Genomic DNA, 20564 nt, shown 5'->3' with positions numbered 1-20564 from the left:
TATGGGGAGCATTTACTGAATACATCTGCACGAGGGCGTATGTGATCAAGCCCATCAAGAACCTAGAGATACAATATACGATCTTCACAGCATGTAGAGCATAAAAGACCATTTATCCAAAGCGAGTAGCTAAATGTAGAATTCACTAAAAATAGCTGTCGATTTTTTCGGCAGATTGAACCTCCAGCAGGAGATTGTTCTTATCAATTCAGGCGATACCCCTACGCTGACCAAATCCGAATAATAAACTGATAATCTGGATTTCCCTTCATGAGTAGATCAAACAATCATCAAGATTTACCTTAACTGCTGAAATACTGCCATGTTGAATATACTTCTCCATCAAGAATTAAAACCTGCCAAGAACGAAAAAGAGATGGTGCCAAATTAAGGACACCCTCTCTTTTTTTCTAACCCATCGATCTCTGCATTTATTGTCGGCTTCTTAATTGAGGGACTAAGCTTGGTTCAATGTCCTATCCTCAGCAGATGACTCCAGAGACAATATCATTAAGTGAGCGAAACTCTTGTAGAAAAACGTGCTGAAAATTTCATAATCATCTTTACTAACATCGGTCTTTGCATTGCTATCTTGTATCTTGTGAATTACTAAGTTTCTGACATTTTTACATCTCTCAATAATGTTATCTCTTTGACTGTACTCAAACCTAGTGGCTCTTGTTGGTGCTCTAAATAAATCTTTAAGTATTCTTCCAGCACCTTTTACCTTTCCGTCTATACCAAGAGACAAGTCAGGGCGTACAATCTTAATTATTCCAACTAAGAAGTCCACTCGATCCGATATGATATCATTCTTCGCCTTATGTTCATATGGTCGCATTACCTTTTCCATACTTTCAAGAAAAGCATGTTGTGGATTCTTTAGAAAGAAACTCATCCAGATCTCTAACGCTTGAAGTATCCTCATATCCTCATCCTCTGACTGAAAATCAGGAGCTAATAATCGAAATATTTCTTCCCGACGAGGAACGCTTAATACCATGAAAATAGGTTTAGGGTAGATATGCAAGACATTACGTGATTCTTCCGTTTGAAAGATCATTGATTCTACATCAATAATCGTAGAATGTATAAACTCAAGAAACCGCCGTATAATGTTCACAAACCTATCAGTATCTTGGTAACTTTTCGACTCTTCAAACTCAATAAGCCAATCCTTACTAATCTTTGTTCCATCTTCCAAGACTAAAGAACTCTTAAGCAAATCTTTTGCAGACTCTACATTAAGAATAACCTTCCTAATCTTTTGATTAATAAACATCGCTTTGAACTCGTCCACTGTATTAACTGGCTCGCAGACTATCACACCTCGTACCTTATATTTGTCTTCTTTCCCTTTTTCAACGTCATATGCTACGGAGTATCGAGTTTGATCATGATACTCGATCACTTTACTATGGCTATTATTTGAAATACTATCGTGGAAATCCAGATTTGTTGGCGAAATATTTGTCTTTACTCTTATATAACCCTTCTTACGCTCAAACTCAAAACGCTTGTCTGTTACTGGTTTGTGTGTAATACGATATGTCATCCGACAACACCGCCTATCTCACTTGGTATCTTCTATTTTAGCCCCATTATTTGGGTCAAACAACGCAGTAGGTTGAAGGCAGAATAAGATGCTTATGTTATCGGGTCGAGGTCATCTCTCTAATCAGCGTTCTTTCTCTGTTCTAGTTGTTTCATTCTTTACATTCGTCGTCTTGTTTATATATCTTTTCTCAGCGACAGGGTGCTGAAGTTTATTTCAAGTGAGTAGTTCGCACACTCTCATACCCCTTAGACTTATGATAACTGCTCAATGTCAAACGTTACGGAAATACTCTCTGGCTCTTGCAAGATACGATTAAGCGTTTGAAGTTGCTTTTCATTTAGGTCGGCTGGTTCTTTACCTTCCACACTTATTGCCCACCATAAAGTGCCGTCAATTCCACAACTCCCGCAGGTTCTCGGAGATACGATTTTGAACTGACCCATTTTAGGTGGGTAGTCCCATCCTTGTTCATAACCCTGGTCTGGAGTTAGAACTTCTTCTTTACCACAAACCTCGCAAATATGACGCAAGCGCATATTTATACCCCTCTCTAGATCGAAATGTGATGTGGACTTCACGTCCAGTCCTGAATACTAACTCTTTATTACCTCTTTTTACCGATTGTAACAAATCTCGATCACCTTTTGAATTTCTAAACACACAACGGATTAACAAGTTCAATAAGTCCTCATTTGTAAGTTCGTCGTTCATGGAAAACTCAACCTTTTCAGAACTACCTCGAAAAAAAAGATTCTAACGAACTAAATTCGATATTGCTCACTTGGTTAAATAGCTGCTGTAAATCTTTGAGGCTCAATTGGGGCTATTGAGAACTGCTCTACTCTTCAAATATTCTCCTCTCGCTTACATTAGCCTCAAGGACTGAACTCCATACTCGGTGGAATCGCATAGGATGTGGGTGCGATCCAGAAAGAAGGATAAACGGATGAGGTTCATGGTAAGAACTTCTTTTTCTTACGATTGAATGTTGATGTTGGTTGAACTGGTTGTTTGTGTTCAGTTATATCCTTGTACTTATATTTGGTCTCATAAACTAACTGCACAAATCGAACTCCACTCAGACAACTAGAAAAATTCCTTTATAAATAGAGACACCTAAGTGAAAGACCCACTTAGGCGTTAAGGACCTATATCAACCAGTTACGAATACTAGACAAAATAGCACACATTTTGCAGTTTGATCGGGTGGTTGGGTGGTGGATTGGAGCATAGCGGTGTTCCCCTCTCCGATATACCTTTTGCGTGGATTATTATCGTTACGCTCCTCTGCGTTTTCTTAGTTCACGTTTAATCGTGCTTTCACTGATACGAGTCAAGTTAGAGACTTGTTTAATCGTATTGGTTTCAAGTAAGTTGATAGCGTGATCGAGACTCATTTTCGAGAATTTTGGTGGGCGACCCTCGCGGAAACCTTCCTTGGTCTTAGCTATTGCCTTACCTGTTTGTGTTCTCTCGAGGATCATTGCCCTTTCGAATTGAGCAAAGGCTAATAGTGAGGTAATAATTAAATCCCCCATCGGCGTGTCCTCGATTAATCCCATATTCAAAATATGTATGCGAACGCCTTTTTCCTTGAGTCTCCCAACATAGATAAGTCCCTCTTTGGTTGTTCTGCAGAAGCGATCCAACTTGGTCACTACAATAGTATCGTTTGTCTGCAGTTCATTAATCATTTTATTAAACTTCGGGCGATCATCTTTTGCTCCGCTGTACTGCTCGATTATTAGCTCAGCGTTACCGTAACGATTAAGAATTTCCTGACTTTGCTGCTCCAGACTATTACCCTCCACCTGAGCCTTCGTTGATACCCTACAGTAGCCGATGGTTTTACACATTTCAAGGATTCCCCCCAGTATTTACGGCAAAATTATGACCCTAAGTTTTGACACCGGATGAACCCGCTTTCTACCGTTCAAAAATCGCGCAGAATTGGGGAGTCCAAAACTTAAGAGTTATGATACCTTGAATCGAAGGTATATTGAACCCCTGACAGAAAATCATTGCTGTCAGGGGTTCTTTTGCAGGGCTTTAGATACTAATCCAGGAGTCGGCAGCTGCGATGCGATCCTTCTATAAGTTATGAAAAAAATACTTAAAATAAATAAACTAAAGGATCTCCCCTGTAGAGTTTTGGACTGGTTACCACCTGAGCCGTGTAACGACTTGTGTGCGATTAAACGGCATACGGTCGAGTAATTTATAAGAAAATTGAGTCGTGGGGCTCGCATTGCGAAAATTTTTACTGATCTGATGAACAGGTAAGATTAATTACCGCACATCATTTTTCTGAGCGGAAATTTTTTAGATTCTGCAAAATATTAAATAACACAAAGGCGACCTGAATAGGTCGCCTACTTAATATGAGATATGAAACTAGATCAGGACACAATCCTTCAAGATCTTTTCTGACAGACTATAGACAGCAACATAAAGTATTTGAACACAGGTTTGTATCCTACTTCAAACTAACCTTATTTTGCATTAAACAAACGTTTCATCGAAATGAATGCCTGTTGCCTAGTATAGCTTATTTTAGGACTGAATTTGTTGTCCCCTGTACTTCCCATCAATTGGGCACTATTCGATGAATCCTTGATTACGGATACCAATTTGACGGCTCCCTGAGCCCAAGAAGCAATCATCTTTTGATCAGAATATGTGATGTTTGAGGACTCCGAATCAATGCCAAGAAATTTTGCTGTTCTGCTGAGTATCACTGCAGCCTCTTCCCTGGTAATATTTCCACTAGGATTATATTCGCCATCTGCTGTCCCACTTACAAGACCTAGAGCATAAGCTCCAAGTATTTTACGGTCCTTAGTATCATAAAATATATTATTGTCGATAGACTTCCCTTGACTGTTTAGCAGTTCATCGATTGACTTTCCTGTCTTAACCTCAAGAAGTTGGACAATCAAACGACTAAAGTCAGAACGATTAATACTATTAGAATACTCAATTTGCTGTGCCTTAGGAACAAGCTGCAAAGATATAGCCTGATTCACTTCGTCCTTTGCCCATGCAGAAGGCACATCAAGTGGGTTCTTGATAAATCCATATCCATCTTTCGTCCGAACAGAAACTAATCCGTTATGAAAACTCCCATAGTATGTATCAAAAGAATTGAGTTTAATGATTTCCTTACCAGTTTTATCGATAAATCCTGAATAGTTTTCATTATTTTTTTTAACCCTTACATATGAAAGACCTTCGGAGAAGGGTTTAATCTCTTCATATTGAGGCTTAATCAACACTTTCCCTTGTTTATCTACCACCCCATCACCATGTCCGAAGGAATTATACAAGAATACACCCTCTCGATTTCCAAATAAATAGGAATATTGTTCAGAGGACTGATAAATTACTTTACCCGAAGTATCCATAATTCCGAATTTATTATTGTCATTAAAGTATGCAAATCCATCCTTATAATCACTTATCTCTTTATGCTTACTGATAACCTTACCTTGTTTATCAATTACTAGGTAATGGGAAACCGAATCTCCTACTTTCACAAATACAATAGCACGCCCATCATTAAAATCAGAAGCGAAACCATACTTCGGTGGAATAATCATCTCACCTTTTTTGTTGACATACCCCCACAATCCATTCTTTTCCACCGCAGCTAATCCTTCACTGAACTTACCTGGGGTACTGACATCCCTACTTTGAGAAGGAGATATTTTATCATATTGAGGCTTTATTACTTCCTTTCCAGTTTTATTAATAAAACCCCATTTTCCACCTTTCTGCACTGCTGCCAAACCTTCATGAAAATCTCCAACTTTACTATATGGTGTCGTAAACATGATATTACCGGCATAATCAATGTAGACCCATTCGTTATTTAATTTCGCTCTAGATAGTCCCTCGCTAAATTGAAAGTTTCCTGATGAATAAAAATTCATATTAAAACTAGGTTCAATTACCCAATCACCTGCAGCATCGATAACTCCAGCAAAATTTCTGTTACTATTGTCTTTATCGTATACCCATGCATAACCTTCACTAAAAGTAAATTCACCATCATATATAGAAACGCTTTCGAATTTCGGTTGAATTGCAAAATTACTATTACTTTGAGCGTGTGCAGTCGATATACCCCCGGTGGTTAAGAGAAAAATTATTGGAATAAACAGTATTTTTTTCAATTGAAACACTCCCTAATTTTATTGTTTTTGTAACTTGCTTAAATAAGAAATAATCCTGCCGCTCTACTCAAAGACCATCAATATTCACCTCCACTAACCGCTATCTACCCCATAAATCTTCTTGAAATTTTCAATTGAATTCAAACCAAAGCCACAGTTAATTTGGACACCTCCATGTTTGGATCTAATTATCACTTATACATAATTAATCCATCTGCGCATACGCCGTATTAATATAATTGATTAATTGTAACTAATTCCTCCATAAATTTCTGAGATAACCTCCTGATCAGTAACGACTAATATACCTAGCATCCATGTGAAATCTAACACTTACAAAAAAGATAATATAGCCACTACCAATAGAAGCAATACACCGTTGCGTAAGCTCTAAGTTATGCAGGCACTTCTCACGGCATATCATTAAGTATAATACACGTATTATACTTCGCCAACTATAATTAGTTATCAGAAGTTCGTATATTTTTTAACATAAAGGAAACGAGTATGAGGAGTTTCCTTCATGAAATTAAAAGAGGTTAGAGAAAAAAAGAAACTCAGTCAAGAAGGCGTTAGCCGTGCTGTTAATATATCCTTGAAGCATTATCAAAATATTGAACATGGCTTAACAACTCCCACAGTAAACATTGCATTGCACATTTGTGAAGTTCTTAATGTCGATCCTCGAAAAATTGATGAGTGGAAAGATAGACGTTCGCCTGTTTAAAGCTACTGTCCTTTTAAACATACTAGTAAATGCCTACACTCAGTCACTTGAGTTCAAGTCATATTTCCCTTAACCTAAACAGGATTTTTAATATTCTTCTCCTATCTCTCGACCTACTTTCCTGATATTGAGATTAGAAATTATATGGAAGTGGTGCTTATTTTGACTGATCTACTCATTAATTTGTAAAAGAGTATGTAAACCACAGAAGAGAAACGACCCAAGAAGCCCTTGAATATGGAGCATAGTTAGAGAGTACATATCTAAATGAGGTTGAGCGAGGAGAGCGCAATGTTAGCCTTCTTCATATCACATGAGCGAGATTAGGAAAGGGTGTTCTTCACTATACTGCGCGGATAAAGATCCATTTGATAGAGTAATAGAGCGATTTGACATGGAGCCTCTGTGGGCATTAGTACTCGCGAAAGCCTCGAAGTACAAGGACTTCGCGATGCTAACCAGCTTATCATGCCCGCCTCTCCATATGAAATCGCATCTTTAATACCCACCTCGTAAAGCAATGTTGCGAAAAGGTTGAGACAGCATATGAACTTCTCAGAATCCACAATAATGAGTTAATCAATATTAAAATCCAGTAAAGAATAGTAATTGTCTTGCAGTACTCCCTGCTATTTCATATATCGTGGAGAATTTCCTTTTATCCGAGTCGAAATTCACGCTATACTCTTCGGGCAATAGAAAGCTGTAATATTGGAACTGTTGATCATCTCCATAGATTGCCCATACCTTGTTCTTTGGAGGAAATATCATCTTATCGACTGAGCAAAGTTCATTCTCATTACCGTCAGTTACAATCGTCTTTCCACCCTTCTCCTTGAACGAAAGAAAGTACTCATTGTCCCGATAAAGTCTTATTATAATAGAGTGGATTAGTTCCCAGTCTTGAGACTCGAGTCGCTCAACACCTGGAGTCATAACAAAAACCATTTTGATTCCCTCCCCCCCCTCACGAATTTGATGGATAATTTTCTGGCATACCGCTAATTAACCATTTAGTTATAAGGACGTTATAAACTATCTCGGATTCTTCTTCATTAAATCCACAATTCATTATCTCAGTCAACTGCTCATATTTTCGTTCCTCATATTGTTTATTAGCCTCTTTCGCTGCCCTAATAAGAATGGTGGTATCGAAATCATGCTGCTTTTGATAGGCATGAAACAAGGTGTTGTAATCATCCAATGATAGCTGAGCCAAAGGTTTAAACTCCCTTAAGACATAAACTAAAGCCCTTACTTGATTATGAATAAAATTATCCTTTTTAGCATCTTCGGTGAAGGCTTCAATCTTTATTTCATGATATTCTTTCTTAAAATCACCGATGTTGATGAATTCATCATAATCGAGTTTAATTTCAGACTTCATCGATATTTGCCAAATGACTACAGGTACCCTCATTCCAAGGCGGGGCTTAATGCTCGGAAAACTTCTAAATTCAAGTTCATATCCCTCAAGAAACCCCTTACCAATCAAATGGACATTAAACTTACGCTTCATTTCAATTGTATTGATATTAACTCCATATGCGGCATAAAAAATCGAACTTATGATAAATCACCCTTTTCGGATAGATTTTTATATCAAATGTTGCCTGAAACTGTTTTTTTGTCAATTCTGGGGTGACGTCTGCCAGAATCACCTTCTAAATGCTTCAGAAGCAAAAGGCGCATCTCTCAGAATTCATCGCCAATTGCACCTGCTTTGAGTAAGAAAACCCTGAAAGTAAATTTCTCGTTGTCGGACATTGCGATACGAGTTATGACTTTTTTCTGTCGAAGGGCTTGCGCAGTGATAATCAGACATAGTTGAATGTAAGATTTGATATGCCCGACATCAAGTGAACTATTAAACAGTCTGAACTCGACTGCCTTAAACCGCCCTGATAAGAGGTTATGAAGGTTTAAAACTCTATACCGAGAATCGTTCCTCCTTATGTACCTTGTCGCTTCAAGGGCATTGTATCCTGAATACCATAGTTCAGACCATTCTTCATAAGTCTCCGGTTTAACTCTATTCAGTTTCTTGATGAACTCTTCCGAGAGATCTGCGCAGAATTTTTTCTTTCGTGATTCCCTTATACAGAGGGCGTTGGTCAACAAGTACTGATGTCTGTATACCAGATTACATAATATCCGAAGTTGTTGTGACGTAAACAATGATGCATAAATATGAATATGAGTTCCGCAGTTTACTCCTGTTATTGCTCCTCCGAGTTTTAAGGCTGTGATTGTACCTAAAAGAGTCGGTAGATCAGAATAATGAAGCACAGGGGTGACCATTTCGCATTTGTATTCATCTGTTCCTGGTACGTCTGTATTTCCTTCTCTGCGCAAAGCATCAACGGAGCCATCCATTACAATTTTAAAGATTCTTCCTTGTTGATCAGGTATGTGAAACTCCTCATTATTCCATCCCCCGTATTTTACGAAAGTCGTTCCAAAATACTGTACTAAGATTTTGGCGGCTTGATGTCGGGTGATACCACTAAACTCGATCTCTACGCCAAAGTCCAATTCATTGAACGTAACTTGCATATGGAACCTCCTATCCAGAAATAATTCGTGTTTTGATTACATCTGAGGGATAATAGAAAACCACCCTGTAGTCGGGTGGAAGGGTGGGTTGTAGTGACAATAAACAGGCATCATTGTATCCTTGGTAACCATGTATAGCACTATAAACCGACAAGAGCCACTGATCTCACTACCAAAAAAACATAGGGGATAATATAAATTCGTTGTATTCTAACTTCATTGTGACAAAGTTGCAAGTTTGTCCACCTTGTTTATTCCAGAAAACTTCGTTCCTTTTGCATTGGAAATATGCTTAGGGTGAACGCTAAGGTATCTGATAAGAATTTGTAGTGCTTCACTAACGTATGTCCTCAATACCCCTTATCCGAACAACATCGAGACTTCCTTACGAATCGAATCATGGAAGGAGTCACAGACAAGAATCGTCTTCTTGTCCCCTATACCTATGAACTTTGCCTGAAGATTGTAGGTTACATCAGGCTTTACCTCTACTGGTAAAAGTGATGCTGAACATACTGAGCATGTTCCGTGGAGTTGCAGGTAGCATTGAAGACAAAGGTTTCCGATCTCGTGGGTTATATGACTGAATAAGATCTTGGATTCATTGGAACAAAAAGTGCAGTTATTCATTTTTAAGAAACCCCCTATTTAGTTTTGAATGCAAAAAGACCGCATGATGAGACAGACCATTGCCTATGGTCTACCTATCATGCGGTTCTTCCGCATTCCGAATTATTCACCTGTATCAAATATAACCTAACCCGAGGTAAAGGAACAAGATTTTTTTGTTTTGAAGAGGGGAGCCAAAATTACTCATACCCTAATGAAATAGATCAGGAAAGCCGGGCTATAATGCCCCCCTAGTGGATCGGTAGAAGAGGCGACCAATTCACCTAATACTTCTGATGCTATACTACTCAAGCTGATGCCAAAAAATGCTTAGTTGTGAGTGGAATCATTAACTCTGACCATTATTCCATTTTTCAGTTAGGGTTATTCTTATGTATATCTGAGGTTTGTTTACAAAGTCCTTATAAACTAGCATATTACGACTACTTGTAGTAGCTCATATCTCCTATTAACGGAATACACATGTCAAACTTCTCATGTTGAACATCTTTCAAACTCTTCTTAGTAAAGATTGATGATATAAAAACTGCAGGATCGAACAAAGCAAAGCCTACACTGCCACTGTTACTTTTCGTGTACTTATGGACGCGAATCTGTCCGAGGGCTAATTGCCAGCTACTATTTGGCTGAATAATGGCGACCATCAACCTTAAGGATAAGTTCTGTGATTGAAGGTTATATTGAGCGATCTTACCGAGAAGCTCCTTCTTGGAATCGCCAAAACTGAATTTCGAGCTGAGTGAGTATATTCCGATCCCAGTAAGAAAGTCTGTGCCGGTTAGAAACTTAAATTCTTGTGCGGTAAATAACGGTGAACGAAATGCATCATAGACCAGGCATCTAACCGGCTCTTCTAAGGTTACTGCTGTTTTTGAAGAAATGTCCTCAGAACCATAGGATTCTACTGGTACATTTTCAACAAAATCCGCAAAGAATTCATCACAATAAGTTCGAAGTTGGCTTTTAGTTACAGAATAAACGAATCTTGAGTAACCCGAATCATCATACAAATCATTTGCAATACTGAGTAGATCGGCAGTATTAGCATTCGATACCCCAATGAGGCGACCTGAGGACGGGTCTGGTGGACGATACTCATGGAATGATGATAGGCGGTGTATTCTTGGCATATTCAACGCCCCCTATCTTATATTTTTTTCTTTTCAATAAGGACTTCAACAATTCTTCTGATATCTCGGACAGATCATGAGGATTTACCACTGACTTCCTAATATTGCGAAACTCAGATAAAGCTTCCCAAACAGCCTCGATATCTCCAGCATCATTAATTTGATTGATTTGGCTTCCAACCAAATCAGAAAATTCCCTCGATGCATAGTGGACGTTCCCTGCCACCGCTTGAACGGAAACCCCAAACCTATCTGCAACCTTATGGTAGTTCAAATTACCCTCGGTTAAGTAAAACCATAGTCGCTCTTCAACAGTACTGAATACTTGATGGTTAGCTGATGGAGCGTACTCCTTAGCAAAGTCAAAGACTTCTTCAAGGGCATCGACCTTTTCCTGAATTAACTCTAATTTTGCTGTGTCCCTACAAAACCTTTTCTCAGCATTCAGTAAACCAATGCTCTGCTTCATTAACATGAATATGTTAGCCATGTTTCCCCGCCTCCACTTCAATCGATGTAAGGATTTTGTTTATTGGTCTGATGCCAACGGTACATCTGATTCAATTGTTCTCCGATCTTTAGATACTCTCTGGTTTCCAGTTGGCTGAATTCTCCATTAAAAAAATGATTTAGTGCTGCACGGTCGTACTTCGAACCGTTGAGGGAGCTTACCAAAGAAAGCACATGCGCCAGCTTGTCCAGATCGCATTCTCGAGCCAGAACATGCTCCGCATAGTGGGCAAATACAGCGATCCGAGAGATCTCCTTTCGGCAGTCTTCCAAACGAAGTTTCGGGTTGTATTGTGGTTTTGGCAAATAAGGCTCTACCCCTGCAAGGAAGTGTCGGTAAACCGGTGCCCCTGTTTCTGTTACTTTACGAAAATCAGCCATTCCTGATTCGACATTCGATACATCCTTCGCTTGCTCAATTACACTAAGAGGATCGTCAATCAGCGACCTGATTTTATCCGATACATATTTAACGCTTACCTCGATGGCATTTACCGAGGTACCTAAGGCAGCTGCAGTCGTTCTCGCATTCAAATCAGCTTTCTTCAAATAATACTGAATGCGTTCTTTTGTCTTTGCATGTGAAATCCATGCGAGTGTCTTGAGATAATGCAAAATTTCATCAATAGCCTCCAACCTCTTATGCTCAATTTCAAGGTCATCGCTGTAGACGTCATCAGCGATGCGGGTTTGGACTCTTTCCCTCCAATCCCTAACTTCACGAAAGATGTTCGGCTTACGACTCATGAGGTCTCCCTCCTTTAGAAGGCTTTAAATAGTAACGCTTCAATTCATCATTACCGAATACAGTGTTATACCACTGTCTCAGTTCATCTACTTCCTGATGCGACTCACTCTTTAGAAGGGCTTTGACCTTATCGCGCCTGAACAAAGTTACTGCCAACAGGAAACGAAGCTGGTTCCTTGCCGCCCTCAAAGCAGCTTGACTCTTGAATCCTTCACTCCAATACTTTTTCGAGCACTTTTCCCCGTTAAGACAAAGAACTAGAAGGACTTTATTTCTTTCAGAGCTGTCCTCTATTAGTTTTAGTACTAAACTGATTCTTTCAATGGTATCCAGCTTGAGTTTGTGTAAGAGTCGCTCTTCATGAGTCAAAGCTGCTGACTCCGACTTGGCTTTGACTTCCTCATAGCCCTCAATTAACAAGCGGTACTCTTCTGCAACAAGTGGTAACGCCTTCTCGATGTCCTTTCTCATACTCACCATCCCTTCTTTCTATGTTCGATTGCGACAACTGCTGACCTTAAGAACGAAGTCGGTTTAAAGCAACAAAACTAGCATGTACTTTTCATACCTAACCCCTACTTAGGGTTAGGGAAGCACGTATACCATAATTTTCGAGATTACGGCATCCCTTTATTTTGAAAAAGAATTTAGAACCAAGCGTTCTAAGGTATTTGATCTGTGGGAAAATTAGTTGGAAAAATATCCTCAGTAGAAGTACCTAGGTAGTATAAAAGTGCTTGGTCAAAATCTGTCCAAATTGAAGTTGTCTGCAAGAGCAAGCTAGGTTTTATCCTAATCGGAGAAATAAGATCGGGGATGTCCAGTATCTTTCCGTTGTTATCGTGTTAGTTTAGGGGTTCGTTTGGACAAGTCGGCTGAAACCTACATAATTAAGATGTAGAAACAAAAATAACTACGAGTTCAGCCAGCTATTGTGTTTGGGGATCAAATTTCCGCGCTCCGCCCAACAAAGTCGAATGGATGGAATCGAAATCGGGGATAAACAACATAATTAGTAGTTACGAACAAGTAGCAGCGGCGAGGAATGATTAACTAGCTTAGTTAAAAATATTAGGTCTTCTTTTATAAAACTGGCTTCAGTCGGTTATAACTGCATATAACGTAAACTTCGGTTTTTAATAATTACTCACAACGTAAACTTCGGTCCGTTATAAGTTCTCCTGGCTTATATGTACACATTGATTTCCGTCTGTGCCTATCGTCCATGCCCCCATATTCTTCATTTTTGATTTGTCCTCAGCCTCGGCTTAAGTATTCTGCCGTAACGTAGCAAAATTTCATGTCCACCACCCCCCCACGAGAATTAATTAACTAAACTAGCAATCCTCAAAATGACGTTGCTAAGATAGTAAAAACCCTATAAAACAGCGAAAACGGGAATACTAGCTAACACCCGTAACGCTATTACAGCCATCGTGATGGTTAGAACATGGCAAGGGCGAGCAAATAGGCCTGAGAAGGGCTGAACCAAGCCGTAAGGGGCAATTTGAGCGCGTAGGAAGGGCACACCTTTAGGGCTACCCCCAAGACAGTGAATAGAAATTCAAAAGGCAACAATTATATATATTTTTAGGACGCTGTGTTTCGTGGCTGATCGAATAATCATTAGTCAGTTGGTTATGTCGTGATATTTATTATTCTGCCTGGGTGGACGGGTGGGTCTTGAACGTGAAGTGCCTTCTCTTCCAAGCTGTCTTTAATACGAACGGAAAGAAAAAAGCTCATATTCTTAGCAAACTTTCTTACTCTGCAAGAAAAGACTCATCTTTACAAAACTGTTCATCGCGGGACAACGTCTAATGGACAGTTTAGTGGGCATATGCTGTACGTGTAACGCTAGCATGTAGGCTCAGTTCGGTTCAAACAAAAAGAGAGCAGTCGCAGCTGCTCTCTTTTTGTGCTTATTATGGACTTGTTCGTGTGGTGCCCATAATTGTGGGTTACTGACAGCTTCCGAAATTTCTACGAAAACGCCGCGCTGATATAAGTTTGATGTGTTCCTTTACGATAACGCAGAGCATTCCATCTGATCTAAATCAAGGATCTTCGGTATGAGTCCTGTTACTGTGTTTGTAAATGTAGACTCAGTTTCACCATCTATCAAAGAAACTTGTCACTGTAAATTAATACGATCAAGTTGAGAAGCGTGTTCTGTTCCAAATAGAGAATCACTTCTTCGATAAGTTCTGTTCCGTCGAGCTCAATTCTGATATCGGCTAAACAATTGTTATACTTATCGACAAACTTTAGAGCTGCCTTCTGGTGGGAGACGAAATCTCTCGTCAATCTCGGGTTTCGGACTTCCCCCTTGGTCTGAACCAATACTACATCGACTAACGGATCGATGATCTCGATCAAGGATACTCCCAACTCATTGAGGTGAGCTTCCACAATACCGAGCAGCTTAAAGTGAAATTCCCGATCTTCATTAGCTACTACCTTATCTTCAATTGATGCGTTACGGTCTGATAGTTCAAAACTCTGTTCTGAACCACCTTTTGACTTGATAGGCGCATCTACCCTTAGATGAGACACTTTTTTGTCCTTAATTTGTTTTTTCGACTTACCTAAAATCTCTTCATTATCTGCGCTCTCTCCATAATTACTAAAACTCTTGATATATCTTCCTTCATTTCGCCATTTAAGAGGTCGCTAACCAACTTGCTTATGGCAACTCTTTTATAATCAGCATAATTAGGCTCTTTCGACTCATTTAGCTTTTCTAACTCTTTTAACAGGTTATCAATTTTACTAAGGTCTTCCTCATTGAACCTTTTATCATTAACGCTGAATGTAATCACGACTCTCACACACCCCTTACTCCAATAATATCGGTTGGAGTGTTCCTCATCTACAGGGGAATTGAGAAGATCCTTCGCTCAGGCATTGGCGACCAAAATGGCAAATTAAGAGCAAAATTTAGGTAAGTACCCTTAGGGCAGGTTAGGGCGAGACTAACGGACCAATTCTGAAGAGCTTGTACGGCGATTTGAGAGGGCTTTGGGGGCTTCCGAATACCGAAAGAAAGCCACGAGGGGGACGAACGAGGCTTAGAGGGCAAGTTTGAAGGGCGTTTTAGTCAGGAGGCTGACCCCGAACGGGGGAGTCTAAATGCTGCCAGAAAATACGCCCTTCCGGTTGAAACTTGCATTAAGGATGGAGGTTGTGGATTCTAACTCGAAGAATTGGTTACATCTCAAGTGAAATCGTTGATTGTCAACGTCCATATGTGTCCTGTCTTCCAATCCGACAACACAGCCTGCATATTGGGACTCAACCTTGTCGACCAACTGCTGAACGGCATAGTAACTCGGGAAGAACTGTTCGTTCATTGCGTGAGCCGCTATGTACACTTCGACCTATTCACCAAAGGTTCGATCCCTTTACCACTCTGTGTTACTGAGTTGATGGAACTGCTGGCTTGCTCATAACTGCCTTCATAAATCGAGTAAAGGGTCTCAGCTTGTTTCTTACAGTCTTCGGTCAATTTAGCTACTTGCTCTGGATCAAAGACAAGCAAGTAAATCTCATCGTTTATCACATACACATGTCTATAATTCGGTACAAACCTTCAACATACGGAACACCTCTAAGATTTTGAGGGGCGCATCCCCCTGCTGAAATCTAATCTGCCACTAAAAGTAATACCTGAAGTCATGTGGAATATGTGGAAGTACGTACTCTGGAATCGGATAGTTCGAGAAAATGAATTCAGGACGTTTTCGACCTGTTCCTGAGCTACTCACATGAACCATACCAACAAAGTAGCAGTACAGAAGCCCCCTTCTCACGTAGTCGAAGTAAAGTTCGTTAAAATAATTACTTATGATAACCTTTGCCTTGCATGATTCAGATACGACTCTGTCTAGCATAATAATGTGGTCTGCTGTGGAGTATTTGTCTTCATAACCCTCGGTCTCCTCTGTGTAATTATCAACACTTGTGAGGTACGGTGGGTCTAGATATATCAGGGCATCCTTGCGGCGCATGAGCTGTTTAAAGGGCTTGTCGTACCCCTCATTTAGAAATTGGACATCGTGGTATATCTTCGTTAGCGGGATCAGCTTCCTTTTGAGGTTACTGATGCTGATCCCTTCACCGGCTTTGAGGTGACAAAAATCTTGCCGATTGGCTGCGCGGCTATACTTGCTTACCACGTAGGTTAGGATCGCTGCGTCTACCGCATCCGTACTCGAGTCACGTCTCCACTTTTTGAAGTCCTCAAAGTCACCCTTTGTTACAAGTCTCGGTCTACTAAAGGCTCCGATACCCCTAGTCAAATAATCGAACTGGTCTGGATCTTGAATGGCTCGGTAGAAACTGAGTAGCCCTCGGTCTAATTCGTTACCGATACGATCAATTCGATAATTTTTGTAGTGAGTATGAAATCTGTTGCCGCCGAGGAAGAGATCTCCGAAGATATTCAGGTCGTGCTCATATATGCAGTGATCGAATATTCGAATGAGCGTCTTCAACAAGGCACTCTTCCCGCCAAGGGTAGGAATGGGGTCATGAACCCCATTCAGCAAATCTCGGACGCGATCTATCTGTAGGTTAAGCGGCGACATACTGCTTCATCTCCTCGAGAAGGGCTTGGGTGAAGCGCATGATGTAAAACTTAATCCCATCCTCATTTCCATTAACAAGTCTTTGTTTTCTCAAGCACGATCTACTCTTTTTCTTTGTTCGATTCTTTTTTTCTTGTCTTCCCTGATCCTTTACAACCTTCCCATTAATGATGGGATAACCATCGAAGTAATCCTCTACTTCATGCTCTTCCTTAATAACCTCATCGTCTTCGCCCTCATCGGCATACTCTGTAATCTTGGCATCCAACATCCCTATATGGATAAGTCCTCCTAATACTTCCCGGCGGTACTGTTGGGATTGGGTTCGACCTAGAGGATTAAGAACTGCTTGCAGGGCTTCTCCCTGAAATCCGACTGCAATTGTACCTTCGGGGAGTCCTTTTTCTTGATCAAGAATTACCCCAAAATGCTTATAACTGTCGTAATCCCTTTCGGATTGGCATGCGAATTGAACTTCGTTCAGCAGGTAGTTCCTTACGACCAACCTTCCGTTTTTCAACGCCTTCTGTTGATCCCTTTCAGACAACTTGGTGCAACTTGCAGTGAACCCTCCTTTAGTGAACTCCTTGTTAACAAGTAGGTCATCAATGTGTTCAATCAAAGCGTCAAGGATATGCCCATTGGCGCTACCTATCAGGTTCAACTTGTCCAGAATTTTCTTTTCGCTTCCTTGAGCCTCGAAGTAGCTTTTCACGAAAGTGACACGTTCGCCTGAAAATTTACTTATCAGTTCTACATAAAATACATTTCTCGCTTCACAGTTGCTCCAGTCCAAGAATACTTTCACTTCGAAGCGCTCCAATGCTTTTACAAGATTTCCGCTCATTGTTTTGTCTAGTGCCTTTCTTGCTCCAGCGTTCTGTACTGCTTTGTTATTAGTTGTCATGATTTGTGCCCTCCCGCGGGAATGGTTTAGTTGATTGTTTACACCACTATGTTTGCACCTCTTGAAATTTGTCTTGAACTCAACATTCAAGCACCGTCAGAAGTGGTTCACATATCTCATGCAAGAGTCAGGTCGTGGGAGGGGTGGGTGCTCGGGTGGAGAATATGAAAAACTCAACCCTAAGTTCGAGTTGAGTTGAGGTGGTAGTATTATTGAAGTTGTACTTTAGTTGGTTTTTGAGCATTTCTCTGCTAGTAACTATGTTTAAGATCAACGTTCAACTGTTAAAGTTGGACGAACTGCGGAATCATTTTTCAGAATTTCAGAAAAGGACAAGAATAAGAGAACTTCTGTTTGTCTGCGGCATGAAATTATTTGGACATAAAAAGAAACTGACAGTTTTTTCGTCAACTCCCCTACCCCATTATTCGAAGTAACCCTTGGATAGCTCAGTGTACTTACGAAAGATCGCTGAAACCTCAGGATACGGAGAAAAACTCGAAATTTCGAGTCGCCCAAAGACCTCCTTTATTTCGTAGATCGCTACCTCGATGGGTAGGTCACTCGAATTGAAGAATTCCTCGATCTCGGTGAACATTTTTCCGATTAACTCAATCAACAGATCTGGAAATTGCCATGGTATGGGCTTAGCAAAATAAGGTTCTGAAACATCAGGGACAACTGGAGCCGCCCAAGGAAAGTCATTGTAAAGACGTATTTCGGATAGTTTATGCAAAGCAAAATCCCTCCCAAGAAAAGTTGATATGTATCATAGCGTATTAGTTTTACTTGGGGAAGCATGTCTGGAGACAAAAAAATATCCCAACTAAGGGTCCATTTTCTTCATTTTTCACTTTACTGAACTGTGTTAAATGTGTCGAGAACGGATGAGTTTGTAGCTTTAAACTTCGGAGATTGCTGCACTACAATTTGACCATTGGAGCATAATTTGCTGTATTTCAGGAAGTTGTTCCCGTCCAAGTAAACGGAATAAGACAAACATCCGTATTGACCGCATCTTACTCGACCTTTTGCTAAATACCACTATCATCTTTGAGCAAACCTACAGAGCTTACCGAATTATGCATAATCATTCATACCACTAATAAAGGTGATCCCATCAGGGATTACCTTTATTTAAACACTTATTTTACGAACACATCTGTTGCAATGAGATTCGGTGAATTTTTCCTCTCCAAAGTTTGACCTATGTGGTGAACATATTTTCAATTTCAAGATATTTTTCAAGAGGTTTCCCAATGAATGCGGGGTTCATCTCCAAAAATATTAGGTTCTGGAGTGATACGCATGCGAAAAGAGAAAGAAATTCAAGTTGATTTAGTAATAACAGATCGGCATTTCGAAGGAGAACAAAAACTTGAAACTGTCCTCTTACTCTGGCTAAAAAAACAATTGGACGGTGAACAAAAATGAGATATAATCTGGCTTGCAATAACGGTTTAGGCGTTCCCTCGAACGGGGGAGAAGAAGTGAAGGTTGCAACTTATGTTCGTGTATCTACGGTTTTTGAGGAGCAAGATTCCTCCATTATTAATCAAGAGGAGGGGTTACAGGACTACTATCGCAAGAAAGGTTGGGTTCTTTACGAGACTTATGGAGAAAGAGGATCAAGCTTTAAAAAGCGAGAAGCCTATGACCGTCTGATAAGAGATGGAAAGACCAAGAGATTTCAAATTATTCTTGTTAAGTCACTTAGTCGGTTTGGTCGAAATATAGGTAAATTGAATACAGATATCACTAATTTGGTTGAAATTGGGATTCGATTTGTAGCTTTATCCGAGGGAATAGATTCTAATAACAATGATTGGCAAGGTAAATTGGCAATGTACTCGATGGTATATCACATGCAAAGCCAAACAACTTCGGAGTTTATCAGGATCGCTGAACGTGCTCGGGCAAAACGTGGAGAGTTCACAGGCTCGTATACCCCTTATGGTTATCAACGTGTAAACAAAAAACTTAATCTAGCTAGCGATGATACCCCTTCAATCGTACAAAAGATTTTCAATCTTTACCAAGAAGGAATTCTTGGAATGCAAGCGATAGCAAATCTACTGAATGATAAGATGGTCCCAACACCTGCTCAAAAACATGGTCGAAAGCGAGGGAACACCCTTTGGGGACAAAGCACGATCGAATATATTTTAACTAATCCTGTTTATGTAGGTGATTTAGTTGCACAGAGAGAACAAGCTGCAGCTTTAGGTAGTTCAAAGCGAAAGAAGAAAAATAAGGAAGAACAAGTGATAATGGAGAACAATCATCCACCTCTTATCTCAAGGGAACAATTTCAAGTTGTTCAAGATTTGATACAACGTAGGTCTCATAACAAAGTTAGCGGTCTACCCAACTTATTTACCCATCTGATGTTTTGTGCTGACTGTGGCTCTGGTATGCACTGTGTTAAACGCCCTTACGGAAAGACTCATTACATGTGCGGTAAATATAAACTTAGGGGTAAAGGATTCTGCTCACGGCATTCCATATATGAACATGAACTAGTCGAACTTATTCTCACTGATATAAAGCAATTAAAGGGGGGGCATGTTGAATCAGATTACTTAAGAAGAGAGTTACAAAAGGAAGCTGAGAGTAAAAAAAGAACATCCTCCAGTGAAATCACATTTCTGAAAAAAGAGGTAGAGAAGCTCGAAAATCGAAAACAAAATGCCGAAGATAAATGGCTTGATGGTGATATCACTAAGGATCAGTACCATGAAATTCTTGAACGTCTTAGTGAGACTTTGCTTACAGCAAAACAAAAGTTAAGTAACATTCAAAAAGAAAATGAGAATAAGAAACTGACTTTACCTGATATCACAAAACTTACCTCATTTGAAAAACTGGATCGTGAATTACTACTAATGCTCGTGAAGAAGATTGAAGTCAAAGAATCTGGAAATGTGAATATAACCTATAACTTTAAAGTTTAGAACAGAAGGCGATGAGCTTACTCATCGCCTTCACCTATAAGAAGATCTTTTCTATATGTTGACACTACGCACTCCACATG

At 39.9% G+C, this 20564-nt stretch carries 20 protein-coding genes; 3 read left to right on the top strand and 17 right to left on the bottom strand.

Annotated features, from left to right (window positions below; all coding sequences use genetic code 11):
• Positions 1–457: 457 nt before the first annotated feature.
• The 4 genes from MKX35_RS31645 to MKX35_RS31630 all read right to left on the bottom strand — a co-directional run bounded on the left by MKX35_RS31645 (position 458) and on the right by MKX35_RS31630 (position 5733).
• Entirely contained in the window at positions 458–1555 is a 1098-nt protein-coding gene (locus MKX35_RS31645; protein ID WP_076300225.1) for a hypothetical protein, read from the bottom strand.
• A gap of 254 nt (positions 1556–1809) precedes the next feature.
• On the bottom strand, positions 1810–2094 hold the full coding sequence (locus tag MKX35_RS31640; protein WP_076300224.1) for a hypothetical protein: 285 nt from the start codon (positions 2092–2094) through the stop codon (positions 1810–1812).
• 741 nt (positions 2095–2835) lie between these two features.
• Complete coding sequence (locus tag MKX35_RS31635; protein ID WP_076300223.1) at positions 2836–3414, bottom strand: recombinase family protein; 579 nt, start codon at positions 3412–3414, stop codon at positions 2836–2838.
• A 636-nt stretch (positions 3415–4050) separates the two neighbouring features.
• Positions 4051–5733 carry a WG repeat-containing protein gene (locus tag MKX35_RS31630; protein ID WP_076300222.1) on the bottom strand — a complete coding sequence of 561 codons (1683 nt, stop codon included), beginning with the start codon at positions 5731–5733 and terminating at the stop codon, positions 4051–4053.
• Between the two features lie 523 nt (positions 5734–6256).
• Here MKX35_RS31630 and MKX35_RS31625 point away from each other — a divergent pair.
• On the top strand, positions 6257–6460 hold the full coding sequence (locus MKX35_RS31625; RefSeq protein ID WP_076300221.1) for a helix-turn-helix domain-containing protein: 204 nt from the start codon (positions 6257–6259) through the stop codon (positions 6458–6460).
• A 585-nt stretch (positions 6461–7045) separates the two neighbouring features.
• Here MKX35_RS31625 and MKX35_RS31620 read toward each other — a convergent pair.
• From MKX35_RS31620 to MKX35_RS31560, 13 genes are all read right to left on the bottom strand, one after another.
• A complete protein-coding gene (locus MKX35_RS31620; protein WP_076300220.1) occupies positions 7046–7408 on the bottom strand; it encodes a hypothetical protein in 363 nt (120 codons plus the stop codon).
• Between the two features lie 19 nt (positions 7409–7427).
• Positions 7428–7979 (bottom strand): gamma-glutamylcyclotransferase, encoded by a 552-nt coding sequence (locus MKX35_RS31615; RefSeq protein WP_076300219.1) that lies wholly within the window; start codon positions 7977–7979, stop codon positions 7428–7430.
• Between the two features lie 176 nt (positions 7980–8155).
• Positions 8156–9016: an amidoligase family protein gene (locus MKX35_RS31610; protein WP_076300218.1), complete on the bottom strand. Its 861-nt coding sequence runs from the start codon at positions 9014–9016 to the stop codon at positions 8156–8158.
• A gap of 1052 nt (positions 9017–10068) precedes the next feature.
• Positions 10069–10776, bottom strand: a complete 708-nt coding sequence (locus MKX35_RS31605) for a hypothetical protein (protein ID WP_076300217.1) — start codon at positions 10774–10776, stop codon at positions 10069–10071.
• Positions 10742–11266: a hypothetical protein gene (locus tag MKX35_RS31600; RefSeq protein ID WP_076300216.1), complete on the bottom strand. Its 525-nt coding sequence runs from the start codon at positions 11264–11266 to the stop codon at positions 10742–10744. The genes MKX35_RS31605 and MKX35_RS31600 overlap by 35 nt, the downstream gene beginning before the upstream one ends.
• A 17-nt stretch (positions 11267–11283) precedes the next feature.
• Positions 11284–12033 carry a hypothetical protein gene (locus MKX35_RS31595; protein WP_076300215.1) on the bottom strand — a complete coding sequence of 250 codons (750 nt, stop codon included), beginning with the start codon at positions 12031–12033 and terminating at the stop codon, positions 11284–11286.
• Positions 12023–12505 (bottom strand): hypothetical protein, encoded by a 483-nt coding sequence (locus MKX35_RS31590; protein ID WP_076300214.1) that lies wholly within the window; start codon positions 12503–12505, stop codon positions 12023–12025. The genes MKX35_RS31595 and MKX35_RS31590 overlap by 11 nt, the downstream gene beginning before the upstream one ends.
• Positions 12506–14155: 1650 nt before the next feature.
• Entirely contained in the window at positions 14156–14590 is a 435-nt protein-coding gene (locus MKX35_RS31585; RefSeq protein ID WP_076300213.1) for a hypothetical protein, read from the bottom strand.
• 32 nt (positions 14591–14622) lie between these two features.
• Positions 14623–14865, bottom strand: coding sequence for a hypothetical protein (locus MKX35_RS31580; protein ID WP_076300212.1), 243 nt, complete (start codon positions 14863–14865; stop codon positions 14623–14625).
• 533 nt (positions 14866–15398) lie between these two features.
• Positions 15399–15596, bottom strand: coding sequence for a hypothetical protein (locus MKX35_RS31575; RefSeq protein ID WP_143759529.1), 198 nt, complete (start codon positions 15594–15596; stop codon positions 15399–15401).
• A 94-nt stretch (positions 15597–15690) separates the two neighbouring features.
• A complete protein-coding gene (locus MKX35_RS31570) occupies positions 15691–16623 on the bottom strand; it encodes a DNA adenine methylase (RefSeq protein WP_076300211.1) in 933 nt (310 codons plus the stop codon).
• Positions 16610–17530, bottom strand: coding sequence for a hypothetical protein (locus MKX35_RS31565; protein ID WP_076300210.1), 921 nt, complete (start codon positions 17528–17530; stop codon positions 16610–16612). The genes MKX35_RS31570 and MKX35_RS31565 overlap by 14 nt, the downstream gene beginning before the upstream one ends.
• Before the next feature lie 424 nt (positions 17531–17954).
• Entirely contained in the window at positions 17955–18266 is a 312-nt protein-coding gene (locus MKX35_RS31560) for a hypothetical protein (protein WP_076300208.1), read from the bottom strand.
• A 572-nt stretch (positions 18267–18838) separates the two neighbouring features.
• Between MKX35_RS31560 and MKX35_RS31555 the strand changes: the two genes are divergently transcribed.
• Together MKX35_RS31555 and MKX35_RS31550 are read left to right on the top strand one after the other, a co-directional pair.
• Positions 18839–18964, top strand: a complete 126-nt coding sequence (locus tag MKX35_RS31555) for a hypothetical protein (RefSeq protein ID WP_256716364.1) — start codon at positions 18839–18841, stop codon at positions 18962–18964.
• 56 nt (positions 18965–19020) lie between these two features.
• Positions 19021–20484: a recombinase family protein gene (locus MKX35_RS31550; RefSeq protein ID WP_179086723.1), complete on the top strand. Its 1464-nt coding sequence runs from the start codon at positions 19021–19023 to the stop codon at positions 20482–20484.
• Positions 20485–20564 lie beyond the last annotated feature (80 nt).

The sequence above is a fragment of the Paenibacillus sp. FSL R5-0923 genome (assembly GCF_038009145.1).
Taxonomy (GTDB): domain Bacteria; phylum Bacillota; class Bacilli; order Paenibacillales; family Paenibacillaceae; genus Paenibacillus_AQ.
The sequence above is the reverse complement of the archived record's forward strand: the minus strand, read 5'-3'. Positions and strand labels throughout refer to the sequence as shown.

Bases quoted from the DNA above. Each gene is read 5' to 3' on its own strand.
- MKX35_RS31645 (WP_076300225.1), bottom strand. From the start codon at position 1,555: ATGACATATCGTATTACACACAAACCAGTAACAGACAAGCGTTTTGAG.
- MKX35_RS31640 (WP_076300224.1), bottom strand. From the start codon at position 2,094: ATGCGCTTGCGTCATATTTGCGAGGTTTGTGGTAAAGAAGAAGTTCTA.
- MKX35_RS31635 (WP_076300223.1), bottom strand. From the start codon at position 3,414: ATGTGTAAAACCATCGGCTACTGTAGGGTATCAACGAAGGCTCAGGTG.
- MKX35_RS31625 (WP_076300221.1), top strand. From the start codon at position 6,257: ATGAAATTAAAAGAGGTTAGAGAAAAAAAGAAACTCAGTCAAGAAGGC.
- MKX35_RS31620 (WP_076300220.1), bottom strand. From the start codon at position 7,408: ATGGTTTTTGTTATGACTCCAGGTGTTGAGCGACTCGAGTCTCAAGAC.
- MKX35_RS31615 (WP_076300219.1), bottom strand. From the start codon at position 7,979: ATGAAGCGTAAGTTTAATGTCCATTTGATTGGTAAGGGGTTTCTTGAG.
- MKX35_RS31610 (WP_076300218.1), bottom strand. From the start codon at position 9,016: ATGCAAGTTACGTTCAATGAATTGGACTTTGGCGTAGAGATCGAGTTT.
- MKX35_RS31605 (WP_076300217.1), bottom strand. From the start codon at position 10,776: ATGCCAAGAATACACCGCCTATCATCATTCCATGAGTATCGTCCACCA.
- MKX35_RS31600 (WP_076300216.1), bottom strand. From the start codon at position 11,266: ATGGCTAACATATTCATGTTAATGAAGCAGAGCATTGGTTTACTGAAT.
- MKX35_RS31595 (WP_076300215.1), bottom strand. From the start codon at position 12,033: ATGAGTCGTAAGCCGAACATCTTTCGTGAAGTTAGGGATTGGAGGGAA.
- MKX35_RS31590 (WP_076300214.1), bottom strand. From the start codon at position 12,505: ATGAGAAAGGACATCGAGAAGGCGTTACCACTTGTTGCAGAAGAGTAC.
- MKX35_RS31570 (WP_076300211.1), bottom strand. From the start codon at position 16,623: ATGTCGCCGCTTAACCTACAGATAGATCGCGTCCGAGATTTGCTGAAT.
- MKX35_RS31565 (WP_076300210.1), bottom strand. From the start codon at position 17,530: ATGACAACTAATAACAAAGCAGTACAGAACGCTGGAGCAAGAAAGGCA.
- MKX35_RS31555 (WP_256716364.1), top strand. From the start codon at position 18,839: ATGCGAAAAGAGAAAGAAATTCAAGTTGATTTAGTAATAACAGATCGG.